This is a genomic window from Ensifer oleiphilus (assembly GCF_013371465.1).
Classification (GTDB): domain Bacteria; phylum Pseudomonadota; class Alphaproteobacteria; order Rhizobiales; family Rhizobiaceae; genus Ensifer; species Ensifer oleiphilus.
This window is the reverse complement of sequence record NZ_JABWDU010000003.1, coordinates 885,239-901,943: the sequence shown is the minus strand read 5'-3', so window position 1 is coordinate 901,943 and position 16,705 is coordinate 885,239. Positions and strand designations below refer to the sequence as shown.

The following is a 16,705-nucleotide window of genomic DNA, read 5'->3' as shown; positions in this document are numbered from 1 at the left end:
TGTTTCTTTACTCAAGCCCGGGTTCGCCGAGACAATGAAGCCGTCATCGCGGGCAAGCACATGCCGCCCAGGAAAGTTCTCCGCCATAACTCCGGTATTTCTTGTGCAAACACGGACATGAATTCTTCAATTTGGTCGGTGGTGGCGGCTGCGCTGCACAAGACGTCTGGGACCGGCTTGACGGCAGAAATAGCATATGCAAATAATAGATCAAGTAATCGATTAATTAAAGATACCGTCGTTCGACCCCAGACAATCGAGTGCGGGGTCGCCTCTTTCTCCAACAGTTGCTGTGATCCGATGTTCGCCCCTGCAAGGCAATCTCGATGCCATTTCGGCCCGCCGGCCTTCCCATGAACAGCCACTCCATTCGTCTGCGGCGGCGATTGCCAGTCTTGGGCAGCGTCCTCGCCGGCGCATTCTCTACGCTCGGGAATGCCGTTGCGATGGTGGCCTTGCCATGGTTCGTGCTGACCTTGACCGGCAGCCCGTTGTGGACCGGCATTGCCGCAGCCGCAGGCGTCTTGCCGATGATTGCCGGCTCGCTGTTCGGCGGTGGGCTCGTCGATCGCTTCGGCCCACGCTGGATCGCATTCACAGGCGATTTCACCAGCGCGCTTGCCGTCGCGGCGGTGCCGCTCCTCTACCATCTGGATATGCTCGGGATCGGAACACTCGTTGTGCTGATCGCCATTGGTGCCGCCATGGACGGCCCGGCATCGATCGCCGCCGAAAGCCGCCATCCGGAATTGGCCCGTCTCGCCGGGTTCCGGCTGGAACGGATCAAGGCCGCCGATGAACTGATCGAGAACGCCGGCGTACTGATTGGGCCGGCGCTTGCCGGCGTGATGATCGCGCTCGTCGGTGTCGAGGACACCCTGTGGCTGACCGCGGGATGTTCACTCGCCGCAGCCATCCTCGACGTCATATCCCTGCCGACCCGTCGCAATTCGGTTGCCAAAGAGGAGGTTGCAGTCGGCCTTGCGGGTGCATGGGAAGCCGTCCGGTTTCTGCTGCGCGATCCGTTGCTGCGCAGCCTGATCACGCTGGGGACCTTGTTCGGCATCATCTTCGGCGCGATGGAGGCCGTCGTCATGCCGGCTTTCTTCAAGGCAACAGGCCAAAGCGCCATGAGCCTCGGGCTGTTCCTGTCGGCAACCGGCGGCGGCGCCATCGTCGGCACCCTTGCCTATGCCGCCTGGGGACACAGGCTTTCCGGGCGTGGCATCCTGATCGTCGGTTGCGCCGTCGAGGCGCTCGCCATTTTCGTGCTCGCCCTGGCACCTCCGGTTTCGATACTGATCGCCGCCGGCGCCGTGGCTGGGTTGGCGACGGGACCGATCGGGCCGATCGTCGCGACAGCTGCCCTTCGTCGCGTGCCGGTCAAACTGCGCGGGCGGGTGCTGGGTGCGGCGGATGCACTGGAACTGTCGGCGATCCCGCTGGCCATCATTCTCGCCGGCGGTGCCGTCGAGATCTTTGGCGCGCAAAGGTTGCTCTTCGGTTGCGCCGCAGCCCTTGCAGCTACGACGGTGCTTGCTGTCTTTCTGCCGGGTCTCAGGCAGCTCGACATGCGACGGATAGGCAATGTGGCAAGCTCTCCTGTCAGCGACGATGTCCTCGGTGCGAGAGATTAGGTACCAAGTCGCCGTGGGCAGAGGAACGACCAGACGCTCTCTGGGCCTATCGCCTCCCGCGGTTCCACCAGAAGGCTGGATGCTGAAGGAGCGAGGGGCGTTATTTTGGGTCGCCGTGAATGGACCGGTGGTCTGAGGGCGCCCTGACAGGGGGCGCCTCACAGCTGCCGGGCGCACCATGGCGCCCGGCAGAGCCTTGGGAGGCTATGAACGTTGGACGCCTAGCGCGCGACCGCCTCGACGATCCGGCGGCTGGCCGAAACGATGTCCGTGTCTTGCAGCAATGCACCACCGATGAGGTACATGACGTCGTTTCCGTAAGCGTCGCGCATCTCGGGAACGCGGCCGAGGTTCATGCCGCCGCCGGGCGCCGGCACGATCGCCTTCGGGCCACCCATGTCGTCGGCGCAGGCCTTGGCGATCGACTGGCACTCCTCGCGCGTGAAGCCGAAGCGGCCGCCGAAATTCGGATAGATCGCCGCGTCGGCGCCCATCAGGCGCTGCAGGGCGCCGTAGAAGCACCGATGCGAAAAGCCGGTCTCCGGAGAGACGACGTTGGCGCCGGAAAACGCTGGATGCGAAACGATCGGCAGGGTGAAGTCCGGATCGGAAGCCAGCGTGTGGATGACGTCGTAGCCGGCAAGAGCCGGCGATATCATCACACCACCGGCGCCGGCCTCCTGCGCCATTATCGCCCGCTCGAACAGCTCTTTTGCCGACGCCGTGATGTTCGGCACGAAACTGGCTTGCCCGCCGCCCTTGGCATTGGCGTCACCGACGGCGTCGACGCAGGCCGCCAGCCGCTCGGCGAATGGCGACGTTCGTTGATCCACCAGCCCGTGGTCGTCCTTGACGAAATGCATGCCGCCGAGCGCAAAATCATGCGCCCGCTGGGCAAGCTCCGCAGAAGACAGGCCGACCGGCTTGATGGCGGACATCAACAGTGGTTGCGCGCCGATGCCGGCCCTTTGCCGCAAGCCGGCAATGCCATGCTTCGGGCCCGGGCAAAGCGCAAGGATACCCTTGGACAGGCCGATGTTCTCGACCTTCAGGCCCGGCTTGATCGAACTGTTGCCGAAGACGATGTTGAGGAACTGCAGGAAGTCGCCGCCGACATCATCCTCGCTGTAGGAAATGCTGGCGAGATAGCCGGGCCGTCCGTCGGGGTCCTTCACCAGGGCTTCGAGCTTGCCGAGGATTTCATCCTCGACATAGCCTTTGGGCACGACATCCCTCGGGATCTCGACCGTCTGTTCCAGGGCGATATCGAGCGCCCGTGCGCGTGCCTCGGCCTCGTCGGCCGCCCTGACGTAGTAGCTGACGGTGAACCGCGGAGCCATCAGAGCGCCTCCGCCTTCTGCGCCGAATGCACGTGATCGAGGCGAACCTCGGTCAGTTCATCGTCGCCGATGCCAAGCGACTTGCCCGTCAGGTCTTCGATTGCCGCCACAAGCGCGCCGGCGTCGAGGCCATACTTCTTCATGAGGTAAGGCTTCGACGCACCATGGGCAAACGTGTCCTTCAGACCGAGACGCTTCAGGCGGACGCCAAGGCCCTCTTCGGCGATTATCTCGGCAACAATCGAACCGAGCCCGCCGACGATGGTGTGGTTTTCCAGCGTGACGATGCCCTTCTTGCCGCGCGCAGCCTTGATAAGCCCGTCGCGGTCGAACGGCTTCAGCGTCGAGGCGTGCAGATGATGAAGCCCGATGCCGCGCGCCTCGATCGGCTTTGTGGCGCGCAAGGCTTCCTCGGTGCAGACGCCGGAGCTGACCACGAGGATGTCGTCGCCTTCCGAGAGCGTGCGCAACGTGTTGAATGAGAACGGCGTCGAAAAGAGACGGGGGACCTCGCCGCGAAGAATGCGGACATAGACCGGCCCGTCGATCGCGTCGGCAACCTCAAGCACGGTTTCGACCTCGGTCGCGTCGCCGGTTTCGAGGATCGTCATGTTCGGCACGGCGCGCAGGACGGCGATGTCCTCGATCGCCTGGTGGGTGATGCCGCCCGGCGTGGTGATGCCCGGCAGGAAGCCCATCAGCCGCACCTTGCGGTTGGAATAGGCGATCGAATTGATCAGCTGGTCATAGGGGCGCCGATAGAGGAACACCGAGAAGGTGTGGATGAAAGGCCGATAACCCTGCATGGCTAGGCCGCCGGCGAAGGACAGCATGTTCTGCTCGGCCATGCCCAGCGACAGAAATTGCTCGGGATGCCGGTCGCGGAAGCCGTCGACCTCGCACGACGAGGTGAGGTCGGCCGAAAGGCAAAGCACTTCCGGGCGCGCTGTCGCGAAAGCCTCGAATGCCCTCGCGTAAGGGCGATTGACGATTTCGACCATGCTCAGGCCCCTTCCATTTCGTTCGGGCTGACGCCCAGTTCGGCGGCGAGCGCCGTCTGCATTTCGAGCCGCTCTTCGGCGCTCTTGAAGCGCACGTAGTGAAGACGCGGGAAGCGCTTCTTAAGGAAGTTCATGCCCTGGAACGGTGAGGTATTGGCGAGGATAACCAGCGGCTTGCCCGGCTCGGCACTGTTGGCCGCGTCGCGCATGACCTGGAGGTCGTGGCCATCGATCGAGCGGCAGGTCGCGCCGAAGGCTTTAACCCGGCCGGGAAGGTCGCCGAGATCGAGAACCGAGGACATGGCGCCATCGCATTGCTGACGGTTGACATCGACGATGACGCGGATGTTGTCGATGCCGTGGTGGGCCATGGCGGCCAGGCACTCCCAGGTCTGGCCCTCCTGGAATTCTCCGTCGGACATATAGACCCAGACGTTGCCCGGCTCTTTGCGCTTCTTGCGGGCGAAGGCAACGCCTGCGGCCATGGAAAGCCCCTGCGCCAGCGAGCCTGTCGTTACTTCCATGCCTGGGCTGTGCTCGGCGCCGATCATCTCGACCGAGCTACCGTCCTTGTTGAAATGGTCGAGCGCGTGTTCATCCATGCGGCCCACCTCGATCAGCGCGCAGTAGATCACCAGCGCGTAATGCGCCGGCGAGATGATGAAGCGATCGTAGTCCGGGGCCGCCGGCCCGTGATAGCCGGCGCCGGTAAAGGCGTCGGGATTATCGGCCGACGGCACGCCGCGGAACGGCAGCGGCACCTTCGGCAGGGTCGGCTCACCGAGCTTGAGGAGTTCGTTATAAAGCAGGGCGAGGCTTTCGGCGGCCGAGCAGGCCTGGCTAAGATAGCCGCCATTGTTCTTCATCGTGTGGAAGAAGACGCGGCGGCGGATGCCGAGCGCGATCTCTTCGGTGGTCTTATGGTTCGTGAGGCTCACCGGTCAGCTCCTTTCCGGAAACAGCGCTTTGAGGCCTTGCGGCGAAGCCGTGGCGACGCCGCGTTCGGTTATGAGGCCGGTGATCAGCCGGGCAGGCGTCACGTCGAAGGCCGGGTTTGCCGAAGGGCTGCCTTCGGGCGAGACGCGTACAGAGATGATCGCGCCATCGGGGCCACGCCCTTGGACGAAGCTCACCTCGTCGCCGGTGCGTTCCTCGATCGGGATTTCCTTGACGCCGTCCTTGACCGTCCAGTCGATGGTCGGCGAGGGGAGCGCGACATAGAAGGGAACATCGTTGTCGCTGGCGGCAAGGGCCTTCAGATAGGTGCCGATCTTGTTGCAGACATCGCCGTTGGCCGTGGTGCGGTCGGTGCCGACGATCACCATGTCGACGGCGCCGTGCTGCATCAGGTGGCCGCCGGCATTGTCGACGATCAGCGTGTGCGGCACGCCGTGGCCGTTCAGCTCCCACGCGGTCAGCTGCGCACCCTGGTTGCGCGGCCGGGTCTCGTCCACATAGACATGGACGGGAATGCCCGCCTCGGTCGCCATATAGATCGGCGCCGTTGCCGTTCCGTAGTCGACGGTCGCGAGCCAGCCGGCATTGCAGTGGGTGAGGATGTTGACGGGCTCGCCGGGCTTCTTGGTCGCGGCGATCTCGCGGATGATCTTCAGGCCGTTCGCCCCGATCGCCCGGTTGAGTTCGACGTCCTCTTCTGCGATTTCACCGGCGCGTCTGTAGGCGGCTTCGGCGCGATCTTCGGCGGGTAGCGGCCGCAGGAACTGCCGCATGGCGTCGAGCGCCCAGCGCAGGTTAATCGCCGTTGGCCGGGTCTCGTTGAGCTCTTCCCAGACAGCGTCGAGATGCCGGTCGGACGGGTCGTCGGCCATGGCAATCGCGATGCCATAGGCGGCGGTGACGCCGATCAGCGGTGCGCCGCGCACCCACATGTCGCGGATGGCAACGGCAACATCCGCAACCGTTTTCAGCGTGACGATGCGGAACTCGTGCGGCAGCCAGCGCTGGTCGATGATATCGACCGAGCGGCCATCGGCATTGAGCCAGATCGTATGGTAGTGCTTTTCTCCGACTTTCACGAAAGTGTCTCCTGCTGAAGCCGTTGCGCGGTGGCGCGAATGTCCCTGAGGCTCGCAATGCGATCCCGGTTGACGGCGAGATGACGGCCGAGCTTCAGCGCCTTGCTTTCGCATTGGGCGCGGCGGCTGAGGTCGTCGATGGTTTCGAAATCGGCATTGTGGGCAAGGCCGAGGATGCGCCTGAGGATCTCGACCCCGGCAAAGCCAAGCATCTCGCGGTAGATCTCATCGAGAACGATGGTCAGTGCCTGTTCCGAGCCGAACGGATCGTTGCGGTCTTCGAAAAGGCTTGCCTGGTAGAGGATGCCCTTGCGATCGGATCGCCAGAGCGCGGAAAACTCGTCGCAGAAGGTTTCCCAGATCGTCTCCGTCGTATCCAGCAGGTAGGCGCGCATCTGGTCGCGTTCGCCGGCGGTGGTCTCGTGGCCACCTTGAGAGAAGTAGCTCATCCAGAAGTTCGCCAAGAGCATGCCGACATCGAAGCTGATCGGGCCGTAGAAGGCGAATTCCGGGTCGATGACGCGAGTCTCGTCGTCGGTGACCATGACCGAGCCGGTGTGCAGGTCGCCGTGGCAAAGGGTTTCGGCCTTGGCGGAGAAGATATGTTTCAGCCGCTGGGCCTCGACCTTCAGGTCGCGGTCGCGGCGCAACTCTTCGACCAGGTTGTCGAGATGCGGGCTCGTGTGCCGGTTCATCTCCGCCTCGAAGTAGGGATCGGAGAAGACGAGGTTTTCAGTGATGTCGCAGAGTTCGACATTGTCGGCGAAAAGCGCGAGGTCGGCCTTCTTGTCGCGTGTCGGCATCGAAAGATCAGAGCCGCGGAAAAGCGTGCGGGCCGTGAAAAGCCCGAGGTCGCGACCGATCTTCGGTAGCATTCGCCCCGCGATCAGCGCGCGCCGCAGGATCACGTGCGGCGTCAGGTATTCCATGATGATCATTGCCTGTTCGGCGTCGAAGAACAGGATTTCGGGCACCATGCCCGGATCGCGCGCTGCCTGGCGAATGAGGGCGTGATACTCGAAGAACGAGCGCTTCAGCGGCAGCGGCCAACGCTCGCCGACGAGCCGGACGTAGGGGAGCGCCTGCTTGACGATCGCCGCACCCTTCTCGCCCGTGACGATGAAGACGAGGTTGAGGTTGCCGTCGCCGACCTCCTTGACCTGCCAGCGGCCATGATCGCCGCCGATCCTGTCGCAAAGGGCCGTGTTGCCGCTCAGTCTTGATGGCAGCGTTTCGGCGCTCAGCGCCTCGAAAACGTGTTTGTCCATAGGCTCCTCCATGTCCGCATGACCGGCCTTTGCCGCTCCTCGTCATGCTGTCGTGGCTCATAGGTAAGTCGCCATTCTGTCAAATGTCAACAGCCTTGACATTTGATGGATAGCCATCCTAACGTGCCTTTCATTGGGAGGAGAGCATGAGCGAACAAGCAGTGTTTCGCATCGAGGGCGTGCGCAAATCCTTCGGGCCGATACCGGTCCTGAAGGGCGTAGATCTCGAATTGCGCAAGGGTGCCGTCACGGTGCTGATGGGCGCCAACGGCGCTGGAAAGTCGACACTGGTGCGCATCCTCAGCGGCGTCTACGTCAGCGATGCCGGGGATATGCGGCTCAGCGATATTCCATTCGCGCCGGCAACGCCGGCAGAGGCGATCCGGGCGGGCGTGGTCACGGTTCATCAGAACATCAATGACGGCGTCGTTGCCGATCTCGATGTTGCGACCAATCTCACGCTCGACCGGCTGAATGGTCGCGGTGCACGCCTGTTTTTCAACCCGCGCCGTGTCCGGCGCGAGGCGGCCGTCGTTGCGGCCCGCATGGGCCTCGCGATCGATCTTTCCGCCGATATCAACGACCTGACGCTTGCCGACCGGCAGATGGTGGCGATTGCGCGTGCCATGGCGCATGAACCGCAAGTGCTGATCCTCGATGAGCCGACTTCGTCGCTGTCGAGTGCGGAGGCCGATCGGCTGTTCGATCTCCTCGACCGGCTGAAAGCCCGCGGCGTTGCCATCCTCTATATCTCGCACCGAATGTCCGACATCCGCCGGCTCGCCGACAGCATCGTCACGCTGCGCGACGGGCGCATAACCGGCCGTTTCGAAGGGGCGGATCTGGATTATGAAGGTGCAGTCAACGCGATGCTCGGGCAAAAGGTCTCGGCAGGCGCCGTCACCGTGCGCGAAGGATTCGGTGCTGTGTTCTCGGTGAAGGGCCTACGGCTGACGGAGACGTCCCGTCCGTTCGATCTGGCGCTTGGCGATGGCGAAATCGTTGCCGTCACCGGGCTTGTCGGCGTCGGCAAGACTGCATTGGCCGAAACGCTGTTCGGGGCGCGGCATGCCGTGGCCGGCCAGATGACGCTCGACGGCAAATCCTACCATCCACAATCGACCGGCCAGGCAATTGCCAAGGGCGTGTTTCTCGTCGCCAAGGATCGGGCCGACAGCGGCATCGTTCCGGATTTCAACATTTACGAGAATATCAGCCTGCCGTTTCTTAAACGGCTGTCGCGCTTCGGCATATCCAGCCGGTCGGCCGAGCGGGCGAAATCGCGGGCGCAGATCGCGGCCCTCGGCGTCGTCTGCCGCAGCGAGCGCGACGAAATGCAGACCCTTTCCGGCGGCAATCAGCAGAAGGTGATGGTCGGGCGCTGGCTTTCCGAGCCCTCGCGCCTGCTGATCCTCGACGAGCCCTTCCAGGGCGTCGACATCGCCGCGCGCCGCGACATCGGCGCCAAGCTGCGCGCCTCGGCCTCAGGTCGCGCCACCATCGTTTTCCTGACCGAACTCGACGAAGCCTTCGAGATTGCCGACCGTATTCTGGTGATGTCCGAGCATACTGTTGTCGGCGAGCATCGCAACGCCTCGGTCGACGTCGAGCGCCTCCTACAGGAGATCGCCGGTCAACATCATCAGCAGGGACAGCCCCATGAGCAGTGAACAGATGAAACCCGCAACGCCCGCCGCTTCCGCGCTGCCGGTGCCGCCGGCAAGTCCGGCAATAAGCTTGCGCGACGTGGCGATCAAATACGGCTTCCTTGTTCTGCTCGCCGGACTGGTTGTCTATTTCTCGCTGGTGACGAGCGGGTTTTCCTCGCCGCAGAGCGCCGTCTTCATCCTGCAATCCGTGTCGATCACCGGCATCCTGGCGCTCGGCGTCACGGCCACGCTCGTCGTCGGCGGCTTCGACCTGTCGATCGGCTCGGTCGCGACCACGTCGATGATGGCGTCATCCTATGTGATGGTGGTGATGGGCGGCGACGCGCTGACGGCAACGCTCGTCTGCCTGGCGATCGGCGTTCTCGTCGGGCTGATCAACGGCATCATCATCGTCTATATGCGCGTGCCGGATCTTCTGGCGACGCTCGGCATGATGTTCCTGCTGCTCGGCCTGCAGCGCATCCCGACCGAAGGGCGCTCGATTGCCGCCGGCATGACGCTTCCCGATGGTTCGGTCGCCACAGGCACGTTTAGCCCCGCCTTCCTGGCGCTCGGACGTCACCGCTTCGATCTGGTCCTGCCGAACCTGGTGCCGGTCTCGGTGGTGGTGCTGATCGTGCTGGCGGTCGTGATCTGGTTCTTCCTCGAATACACCCGCTTCGGGCGGATGATGTATGCGGTCGGCTCGAACGAGCGCGCCGCCGGTCTGGCGGGCGCCCCGGTCAATGCCTACAAGATCTCGGCCTATGTCATCTCGGGCGTCTTCGCCTCGATCGGCGGCATTCTGCTGGCCGCGCGCCTCGGCCGCGGTGATATCGCCTCGGGCAACAACCTGCTGCTCGATGCAGTCGCCGCAGCCCTCATCGGTTTTGCCGTGCTCGGTGCGGCCAAGCCGAATGCCTTCGGCACGGCCATCGGCGCCCTCTTCGTCGGCATCCTGCTCCAGGGGCTGACGATGATGAACGCGCCTTACTACACCCAGGACTTCATCAAGGGCGCGGTTCTCGTCATCGCCCTGATCTTCACCTTTGCGCTCTCGAAAAGAGGCAAACGCTGACGGGAAAGCCCCGGAGGCGGAAAACAAACGTTCACCAGTGGAGGAGACTGAAATGAACTTTACACGCAGAGCAATGGGCAAGCTGGCGCTTGGCCTTGCAGGAACCGTGGCTTTCGCCACCGCTTCCTTTGCCGCCGACATGCCGAAGCCGTTCGACAAGCCGGGCGACGTCAAGATCGCGCTGGTGCGCTATCTGTCGACCGGCGACTTCTTCCAGTCCTACCTTGCCGGCGTGGAGGCGCAGGCAAAGGCTCTCGGCGTCCAGCTTCAGGTTCTCGACAGCCGCCAGGACGCAGCGCTTCAGGCCGACATGGTCGACCAGGCGATCGCGCTCGGCGTGCAGGGGATCATCATCCAGCACGGCCTGACGGAATCGATGAAGGAAGCCGCCCAGCGTGCCGTCGATGCCGGCATCAAGGTCGTGGCCTTCGACGTCAACGTCGAGAACGAGAAGATCCCGCAGGTCGAGCAGTCCGACCGCGATCTTGCCCGCCTTGCCCTCGAGCAGGCGATCAAGGACAACGGCGACAGCTTCAAGGCCGGCTACGTCTATGTCGCCGGCATCGCGCCGCTCGATCGCCGCGACGAGACCTGGAAGGAATTCAAGGCCAAGTATTCGGGGATCAACGAAATCTCGCAGTTCGGCACGATGGACAACCCGATCGCCAACTCGGTCGCCAACCAGGCACGCTCCGTCATTTCCGCCAATCCGGATATCACCGTGATGTTCGCGCCCTATGACGAGTTCGCCAAGGGCGTGAAGATCGCCGTCGATGAAGCCGGTCTGTCGCAGAGCGTGAAGATCTATTCCGCCGATATCTCGACCTCGGATATCGCCGCGATGCGCGAACCGGATTCCGCCTGGGCGGCAACGGCTGCCACCAATCCGGCCGTGGTCGGACAGGTTTCGGTCAGAACGCTTGCCATGCTGCTTGCCGGCGAGGACCCGGGCCGCAGCGTCATCGTGCCGCCGACGCTGATCACCCAGAAGGATCTGAACGATCAGGACATCAAGAACATGGAAGAACTTGGCACCAAGCTGCCGCAGTTCGCCCATGCCGATGTCGCCATGCCGGCTTGGATGCCGAAGCCCTGATCGTAGTGTTGTTTTGATAGAGAACGGGGCGGTCGAAAGGTCGCCCCGTTTTCCTATTGCCAACCTTGCACATCGGGTCGCTTTTCCATCTCTGCCTCGTCAAAACCGGTCCGGTTCGAAGAATGAAAAGAAACGCGAAAAAACCTTGCGGGACATGAGTAGTCTTGGCGACTTCAATTCAAATTGCGTTCTGGCGTTCGACGGACAGGGCTGCCTCTTTCAACTTTGAGAAAGAACTTGCTCTACATTGAGGAGCTTGTAAGTTCCGCTCGAAATCCAAGCGAATCGTAGTCGATCTCTCCAGATCCAGGCAAATTGCCTGGCTTCGGTGTTAGGAATTCGTATCGATCCTGAGAGATATGAAAGCCCGCATCCCGGGTTTCTGTAAGGCTTACCATCGGGCAAGCTTCGGTGCGGACAAGAAAGACCATTTCAAGCATATCTAGGGCGATAGGATAAAGGACATCCTCGTGGTGAAAGATAAACTGTTTCTCATTCAGCCGGGTTTCAAGGATCCCGCCTATCCAGGGCAGCAATTTTACTGCTGGCATTGTGCGCTTATTGAAGGGGTTCTCGCGTCGTTTCCTGATTTGGCCAAGCGGATCGACGTTGAACGGATTGCATGGCCTCGTCCGCGATTGCCCGTTATTGCGTTCGTCGGAGAGGAAAACCAATCCTTGCCGTTGCTTGTCCTGGCAGACGGCAATACATCGGAGCATCAAACGGGCGTCTTTCAAGGAAGAGCGTTCGTTTCCGAGAAGGACAAGCTTCTTGCCGCCTTGTCAGAGCGGCATGGCTTCCCCGATCCACATCCCTGAGCCCTAAAGCGCGCCGGGATTTTTCAGCTTCGCTTGGCGCTCCTTACGTTCTTGTTTTTGCGCATGTCGTTATCGCAAGGCCATGGCACACTTTTGCGCGATCTGCTTCAGACGGTCGCGGCGTGCACCTTGCTCAGGCCGTCGCGCTGCCAGCGCTCCATTACCCGGCGCGCCATCGACGTCGTGACGACGAGATGCGAGGCGAAGCCCCCCTTTAGCGCGGCCATCAACGGCTCGAACTTGCTGTCTTCCTGGACGACCAGCATGCGTTTCTCGATGGCGCGGATCGATCCGAGATCGGCGGAGATGCAGCGTCGATTGTGGGCGCAGTTCACCCATTGGCCGTCACCGTCGATCAGCTGCCCGGCGATGACGCCGACGGCCCCTTCTTCGCCCATGCGGTGCATTTCATCGGCGCTGAGCGCGCCGCATTTGACGAGATGGCTGTCGTCTTCGATGCCGCCGACGGAATAGAGCGCCAGATGGCAGTCGGCGATCGTGGACAACTGTTCGCGGATCACCGGCTCGCCGCGAAGCTCTTCGGCCAGCCGTTCGGATGACAAGACGAGCGGTGCGTAGAAATTGATGCCTTCGGCATTGAGCCGGCGCGCGATCTCCGTCGTGCATTGATCCGGTCGATAGGAATAGGGCGCTCCGAGATTGCCGCAGAGCTGCACCACCGTGACGCCGCGCAGATCGGCGAAGGGCATCACGTCGGCGATGTGGTAAACCGTGCGTCCCCAGGCGACGCCGACGCGGTCGCCCTTGTTGATCAGCTCGAGGAAGACGGATGCGGCCAGCACCGGCATCTCCGCCGTCGGGTCCATGGCCTGTCGATCCTCCGGCACGATCCACGCGGTCGTCACGCCGGTTGCGTCCTCCAGTTCGCGCGCCAGCACATCGTCGGTAAAAAGCTCCGTCGATGTGCTGATATTGACGATACCGGTCTCGCGTGCCCGCCTGAGATAGGTGGCAACAGAGGCACGTGATATGCCCAGTTTCTGCGCGACTTCATCCTGCCGTAGCCCATGGCTGTAGTAGAGCCATGCGGCCTTGTGCATGATCTGGTCGGTGTTGCGGATAGGCATGGGGATCCTTCATGCTGTCAATCCCTGACATTATTCACCGCTCATGACATAAGTCAAATCGTTGCTCGGCCCCGGCCGAAACGGGCAATGTTTGCCCAACCGCAGGGCCAACCGATTTCGCCTGATCTGTGCGCCACGGCGCCCGACGGAAGCCCGTGGCGCGCTGTCGGTTGCTGCCATGCAGGCACCGGTCGGCGCGGATCGAGCCGCTGCAGGTGAATGGCCCCCGGACCATCGGTGATTCCTGCGCCCGGTGCACATGAATTGCAAGCAGGCAGCGCCGTGCCGGATCATGGCTCGAAAATCGAGGAACGCTGCCGTCTGTTTGTCGCCTGACAAGGATATGCCGCCGAACGCGCGCTAATCCTGTGTTGCAGCCGGCGAGCAGTCGCCGCCCGGCCGCATCGGAAAAGTTTCAAGGAAGTACAGACATGGGGTCTTTGAGTATCTGGCATTGGTTGATCGTGCTTGCGGTGGTGTTGGTCCTGTTCGGACGCGGCAAGATTCCGGAGCTGATGGGGGATGTCGCCAAGGGCATTCGCAATTTCAAGCACGGCCTCAAGGATGATGCCGCCGCGCCGCCGGAAGGAGAGATCGACAGTAGCCAGCGTGAGGCGTGATCGACCCGCACCGGGTGGATCACGGCGAGCCGCCCGGTGCCGTCGGCCGTCAGCTGACGCTCAAGTTCCGGCGAGGCGTGAACGAACCGGCCCGTTACCAGGTGAAGAAAGGGTGTGCTCGGCACGGTGCCAAGAAAGGTGCCGGCGATGGCGAAGCCGGCCATCTGTCAGCAAGGAAAGTGACGTAGCATTTTCGAAGCCGGGATCGTTCGCCAATTCCAGCTCGGGCAGGTTGCCCTTGGTGCCTCGCTCAGTCGTCATGCGCTGGCCTCGGTATTGCGGTCCACCTGTTGTGCGCCTGCAAGGATGACAGCGCCGGTGCGTGCGGCTTCGGCGATATCCTCGAACAGCAATTGCGCTTCGGCCAGCAGGCTGCCATCCACCTCCTCGTCGTCAACTTCATCGAGTTCGCAAAGTAGTTCCGCGATGGCCGCAATGCGCCGGCGTTGATATCTGGCGCGGTCCAGCCGGCGGCGCCGGTACCGGCCGGCGGCCAACCGCTCGAACTGGAGGAGCAACTGATCGATTTCCGCCCGGCAGGCGCAATCGAGCGTCGCGCCGGCAATCAGGCGACGGATACCGGCGACGATGTCAGCGGGATCGGCATCGCCAGCCGGCTCGCGAACGGAAAGGGTCAACGCATCTGCCATCTTTCACCTCCATTGCGCGCGCCGGCAGGTGCTTCGATCCACGACGCGCCGGTCTGGCCATAGTGAAACCCGTTTGACAACGGCACGCCGGGATAGGCGGCCACCAGACGCGCAAGGCCTTCGGCCGCAGACATCAGCCCGGCGGCGACGGATTCATAGATGCGGGCGACCGTCACCATGTCGCAGTCCTGCGGCGATAGCCGGATCCGGCTGATGCCGGCGGCAGTCAGGTCGGCAAGTTCCTGCAGCAGGCTTTGGCATGTGTGGGACATGGTCTGCACCCCGTTGAGGACGAGGAACGGCTGGCGATCAAGCGTCTCGACAATGAGCCCATCGCTGTCGTCGCCGCAGATGAACTGGCAATTGTCCTTCACCAGGCCCTTGGAACGGGCGTGAGCGCAACGCGCCGAGATTGCCAACGGCACGCGGCCAAAGCCGAAGATTTCGAACGCGACGTCAGGCGCATCACGAACGATCTCGCTGACCGACGCCATCGGCAACTCCGGTGGCAGGCAAATGCTGGTCGCGCCGCGCGACGCCAGCAATCGGGCGGTGGCTCCATTATAGACATTGATCAGAGGCCCGATCGAATGCGGTTTGCCGGCAAGCAACCCGAGCGCAGACAGATCATTGGCCTCGATCGGGTGGATGCTGTCGCGCACCAGGCCGCGCACGAGTTGGCTCTCGCGCTCCAGGGTGACGAGTGCCAGCGAAGCAAGGCTGACTTTCTTGCCGGCGGCCTCCAGGCGTTCGATGACTTCGGCGACATGCGGCTCGATGAAATGCAGGCGCTTGGAGCAGACCGCTTCACCGAGGGTGACGTGGTCGACCGGGGCTTCGTCGGCAATGCGGAAATAGAAGTCACGCCACTTGGGTCCGTCCCAAAGGTAGAGCACGGGGCCGAGACTGAGCGAGAGGTGGGGGGTAGCAGGCATGTCGTTATCTCCACCGCTTTTCATAGGCGCCCGACGTCGTCTTCTGTCCTTCGCTGAGCCGCCTGAGGCGCGACAGCAAGGCGGGTCTCTCAGTTGCATCGGCAGCGACAGCGCGGCGCATGACGGAAACGACCTCGGCGACATAGGCCTTGCCGCGCTGGCGCCCCTCGATCTTCAGTGCTCCGACGCCGGCATCGCGCAAGGCATCGATATGGTCCATGACGTCGAGCGAAACCGGATCCTCGAAGGCGTATCCGCGCTCCTCGGCTATGTCGAAACGGCCCTTGCAGAGCGTGGGGTAACCGGCGGCCTCGCCGGCGGGAAACCGATTGATCGTGTAGTCACCGAGTTCCGACACGAGTTCGCTGCCGTCCTCGCGGTAGCGCACATGGCTTGCCGGCGAGCAGACGCCGTTCATGTTGGGCGATTTGCCGGTGGCGTAGGATGACAGCGAGCAGCGCCCCTCCGCCATCACGCAAAGCCCGCCGAAAACGAAGACCTCGATCTCACAGCTGATCTGGCGCGCAAGACGGGCGACATCGGGAATGGTGAGGATGCGCGGAAGCACGACACGCTTCGCACCGAAGGTTTCGACCAGGAATTTGACCGCATCGGCGTTGGAGGCGGACGCCTGCACCGAGACGTGTAGCCGTTGCTGCGGATGGCGCTCGGCGGTGTAGGCCATCAAGCCGAAGTCGGCGAGGATCAGGGCATCGGCGCCAAGGCGTACGGCATCATCGACGGCGTCATGCCAGAGCTTCTCCTGTCCGGCGCGCATGAAGGTGTTGATGGCGACGAAGGTCATCACCTTGTGTCGGCGGGCATAGGCAATCGCCGTCTTCAGCTCGTCGCGGGAAAAATTCAGGCCGGGAAAGTTGCGGGCATTGGTCTCGTCGCGAAAGCCGCAATAGACGGCATCGGCGCCGGCATCCACGGCCTCGCGAAAGGCGGCTGGCGTGCCTGCCGGACAGATCAGTTCCATCTGGCGGCCTCCCCCGACAATGCGCGTGTCCTGATTTCGCTGGCCGCGCGCCGAACCAGGGGCGCGAACGGGCCGCTCATGCGGGCGATATCCGCCGGCAGGTCGATATTGCAGTCGTCGAGCGCGTTGCGCAGCGCCAACATGGCCTCCATGTCGCCCGTTATCGTCAGGCTTCTGGAGAAGAATACGGCATCGCCATCGAGCTGACCCTCGAGCAGCGCCAGGAGCAGTACGAAGGTGCCGCCCATGCAGGCGTCGGCGGCCGGCAGGTGCGGCTTGTGGTGAACGGAAATGCGTCGAGCCGCCGGCTCTATCAGAAAGACCAGTGGAAGGTCCGTGGGGACGAAGGCATAGCGTTTGTCGGCGTGCTCCCCGAGCCGGTCGAAAAGGTCAGGGTACTGCCGAACGACCTGGGCAAAGACGAGCCGCGTGGCGTGTTCGATGAGAGGAAGCGGCGCGAACCGCAACGGTGCGGTCATCGCAAAGGGTAGGGTCATGGGCTGCCTG

At 62.9% G+C, this 16,705-nt stretch carries 16 protein-coding genes; 6 read left to right on the top strand and 10 right to left on the bottom strand.

Translation table 11 applies throughout. The features are described 5' to 3' along the window. Window positions 1-326 precede the first annotated feature (326 nt). The gene (locus tag HT585_RS16650) at window positions 327-1,637 is read left to right on the top strand and encodes an MFS transporter (protein ID WP_343214008.1); all 1,311 of its coding nucleotides are present in this window, start codon (window positions 327-329) and stop codon (window positions 1,635-1,637) included. Between the two features lie 221 nt (window positions 1,638-1,858). Here the strand turns inward: HT585_RS16650 and HT585_RS16645 are convergent, their stop codons facing one another. Genes HT585_RS16645 through mtnK form a run of 5 tightly spaced genes read right to left on the bottom strand, consistent with a single transcriptional unit; the run spans window position 1,859 to window position 7,282 of the window. Further along, window positions 1,859-2,977, bottom strand: a complete 1,119-nt coding sequence (locus HT585_RS16645) for a RuBisCO large subunit C-terminal-like domain-containing protein (protein WP_176353967.1) — start codon at window positions 2,975-2,977, stop codon at window positions 1,859-1,861. Next, the gene (locus tag HT585_RS16640) at window positions 2,977-3,978 is read right to left on the bottom strand and encodes a transketolase family protein (RefSeq protein WP_176353966.1); all 1,002 of its coding nucleotides are present in this window, start codon (window positions 3,976-3,978) and stop codon (window positions 2,977-2,979) included. The genes HT585_RS16645 and HT585_RS16640 overlap by 1 nt, the downstream gene beginning before the upstream one ends. A 2-nt stretch (window positions 3,979-3,980) precedes the next feature. After that, window positions 3,981-4,916, bottom strand: coding sequence for a transketolase (locus HT585_RS16635; protein WP_176353965.1), 936 nt, complete (start codon window positions 4,914-4,916; stop codon window positions 3,981-3,983). Window positions 4,917-4,919: 3 nt separating this feature from the next. Then, window positions 4,920-6,014, bottom strand: coding sequence for an S-methyl-5-thioribose-1-phosphate isomerase (gene mtnA / locus HT585_RS16630; RefSeq protein ID WP_176353964.1), 1,095 nt, complete (start codon window positions 6,012-6,014; stop codon window positions 4,920-4,922). Further along, entirely contained in the window at window positions 6,011-7,282 is a 1,272-nt protein-coding gene (gene mtnK / locus HT585_RS16625; RefSeq protein WP_176353963.1) for an S-methyl-5-thioribose kinase, read from the bottom strand. The genes mtnA and mtnK overlap by 4 nt, the downstream gene beginning before the upstream one ends. Before the next feature lie 146 nt (window positions 7,283-7,428). Between mtnK and HT585_RS16620 the strand changes: the two genes are divergently transcribed. From HT585_RS16620 to HT585_RS16605, 4 genes are all read left to right on the top strand, one after another. Next, window positions 7,429-8,952 (top strand): sugar ABC transporter ATP-binding protein, encoded by a 1,524-nt coding sequence (locus HT585_RS16620; RefSeq protein WP_176353962.1) that lies wholly within the window; start codon window positions 7,429-7,431, stop codon window positions 8,950-8,952. Next, a complete protein-coding gene (locus HT585_RS16615) occupies window positions 8,942-10,009 on the top strand; it encodes an ABC transporter permease (protein WP_176353961.1) in 1,068 nt (355 codons plus the stop codon). The genes HT585_RS16620 and HT585_RS16615 overlap by 11 nt, the downstream gene beginning before the upstream one ends. A gap of 52 nt (window positions 10,010-10,061) precedes the next feature. Further along, on the top strand, window positions 10,062-11,105 hold the full coding sequence (locus HT585_RS16610) for a substrate-binding domain-containing protein (RefSeq protein WP_112833332.1): 1,044 nt from the start codon (window positions 10,062-10,064) through the stop codon (window positions 11,103-11,105). A 470-nt stretch (window positions 11,106-11,575) separates the two neighbouring features. Beyond that, complete coding sequence (locus HT585_RS16605) at window positions 11,576-11,923, top strand: DUF3088 family protein (protein WP_176353960.1); 348 nt, start codon at window positions 11,576-11,578, stop codon at window positions 11,921-11,923. Window positions 11,924-12,030: 107 nt separating this feature from the next. Here HT585_RS16605 and HT585_RS16600 read toward each other — a convergent pair whose 3' ends face one another. Beyond that, entirely contained in the window at window positions 12,031-13,011 is a 981-nt protein-coding gene (locus HT585_RS16600; protein WP_176353959.1) for a sugar-binding transcriptional regulator, read from the bottom strand. A gap of 431 nt (window positions 13,012-13,442) precedes the next feature. Here HT585_RS16600 and HT585_RS16595 point away from each other — a divergent pair, with 431 nt between their 5' ends. Continuing rightward, window positions 13,443-13,631: a twin-arginine translocase TatA/TatE family subunit gene (locus HT585_RS16595; protein WP_173421366.1), complete on the top strand. Its 189-nt coding sequence runs from the start codon at window positions 13,443-13,445 to the stop codon at window positions 13,629-13,631. 257 nt (window positions 13,632-13,888) lie between these two features. Here the strand turns inward: HT585_RS16595 and HT585_RS16590 are convergent, their stop codons facing one another. The 4 genes from HT585_RS16590 to ubiT are packed head-to-tail and all read right to left on the bottom strand — an operon-like array spanning window position 13,889 to window position 16,695. Further along, window positions 13,889-14,281, bottom strand: a complete 393-nt coding sequence (locus HT585_RS16590) for a hypothetical protein (protein WP_176353958.1) — start codon at window positions 14,279-14,281, stop codon at window positions 13,889-13,891. Beyond that, the gene (ubiV, locus tag HT585_RS16585) at window positions 14,266-15,216 is read right to left on the bottom strand and encodes a ubiquinone anaerobic biosynthesis protein UbiV (protein WP_176353957.1); all 951 of its coding nucleotides are present in this window, start codon (window positions 15,214-15,216) and stop codon (window positions 14,266-14,268) included. Before ubiV ends, HT585_RS16590 begins: the two co-directional genes overlap by 16 nt. A 4-nt stretch (window positions 15,217-15,220) precedes the next feature. Next, a complete protein-coding gene (gene ubiU / locus HT585_RS16580) occupies window positions 15,221-16,198 on the bottom strand; it encodes a ubiquinone anaerobic biosynthesis protein UbiU (RefSeq protein ID WP_176353956.1) in 978 nt (325 codons plus the stop codon). Next, window positions 16,189-16,695 carry a ubiquinone anaerobic biosynthesis accessory factor UbiT gene (ubiT, locus tag HT585_RS16575; RefSeq protein WP_176353955.1) on the bottom strand — a complete coding sequence of 169 codons (507 nt, stop codon included), beginning with the start codon at window positions 16,693-16,695 and terminating at the stop codon, window positions 16,189-16,191. Before ubiT ends, ubiU begins: the two co-directional genes overlap by 10 nt. Window positions 16,696-16,705 lie beyond the last annotated feature (10 nt).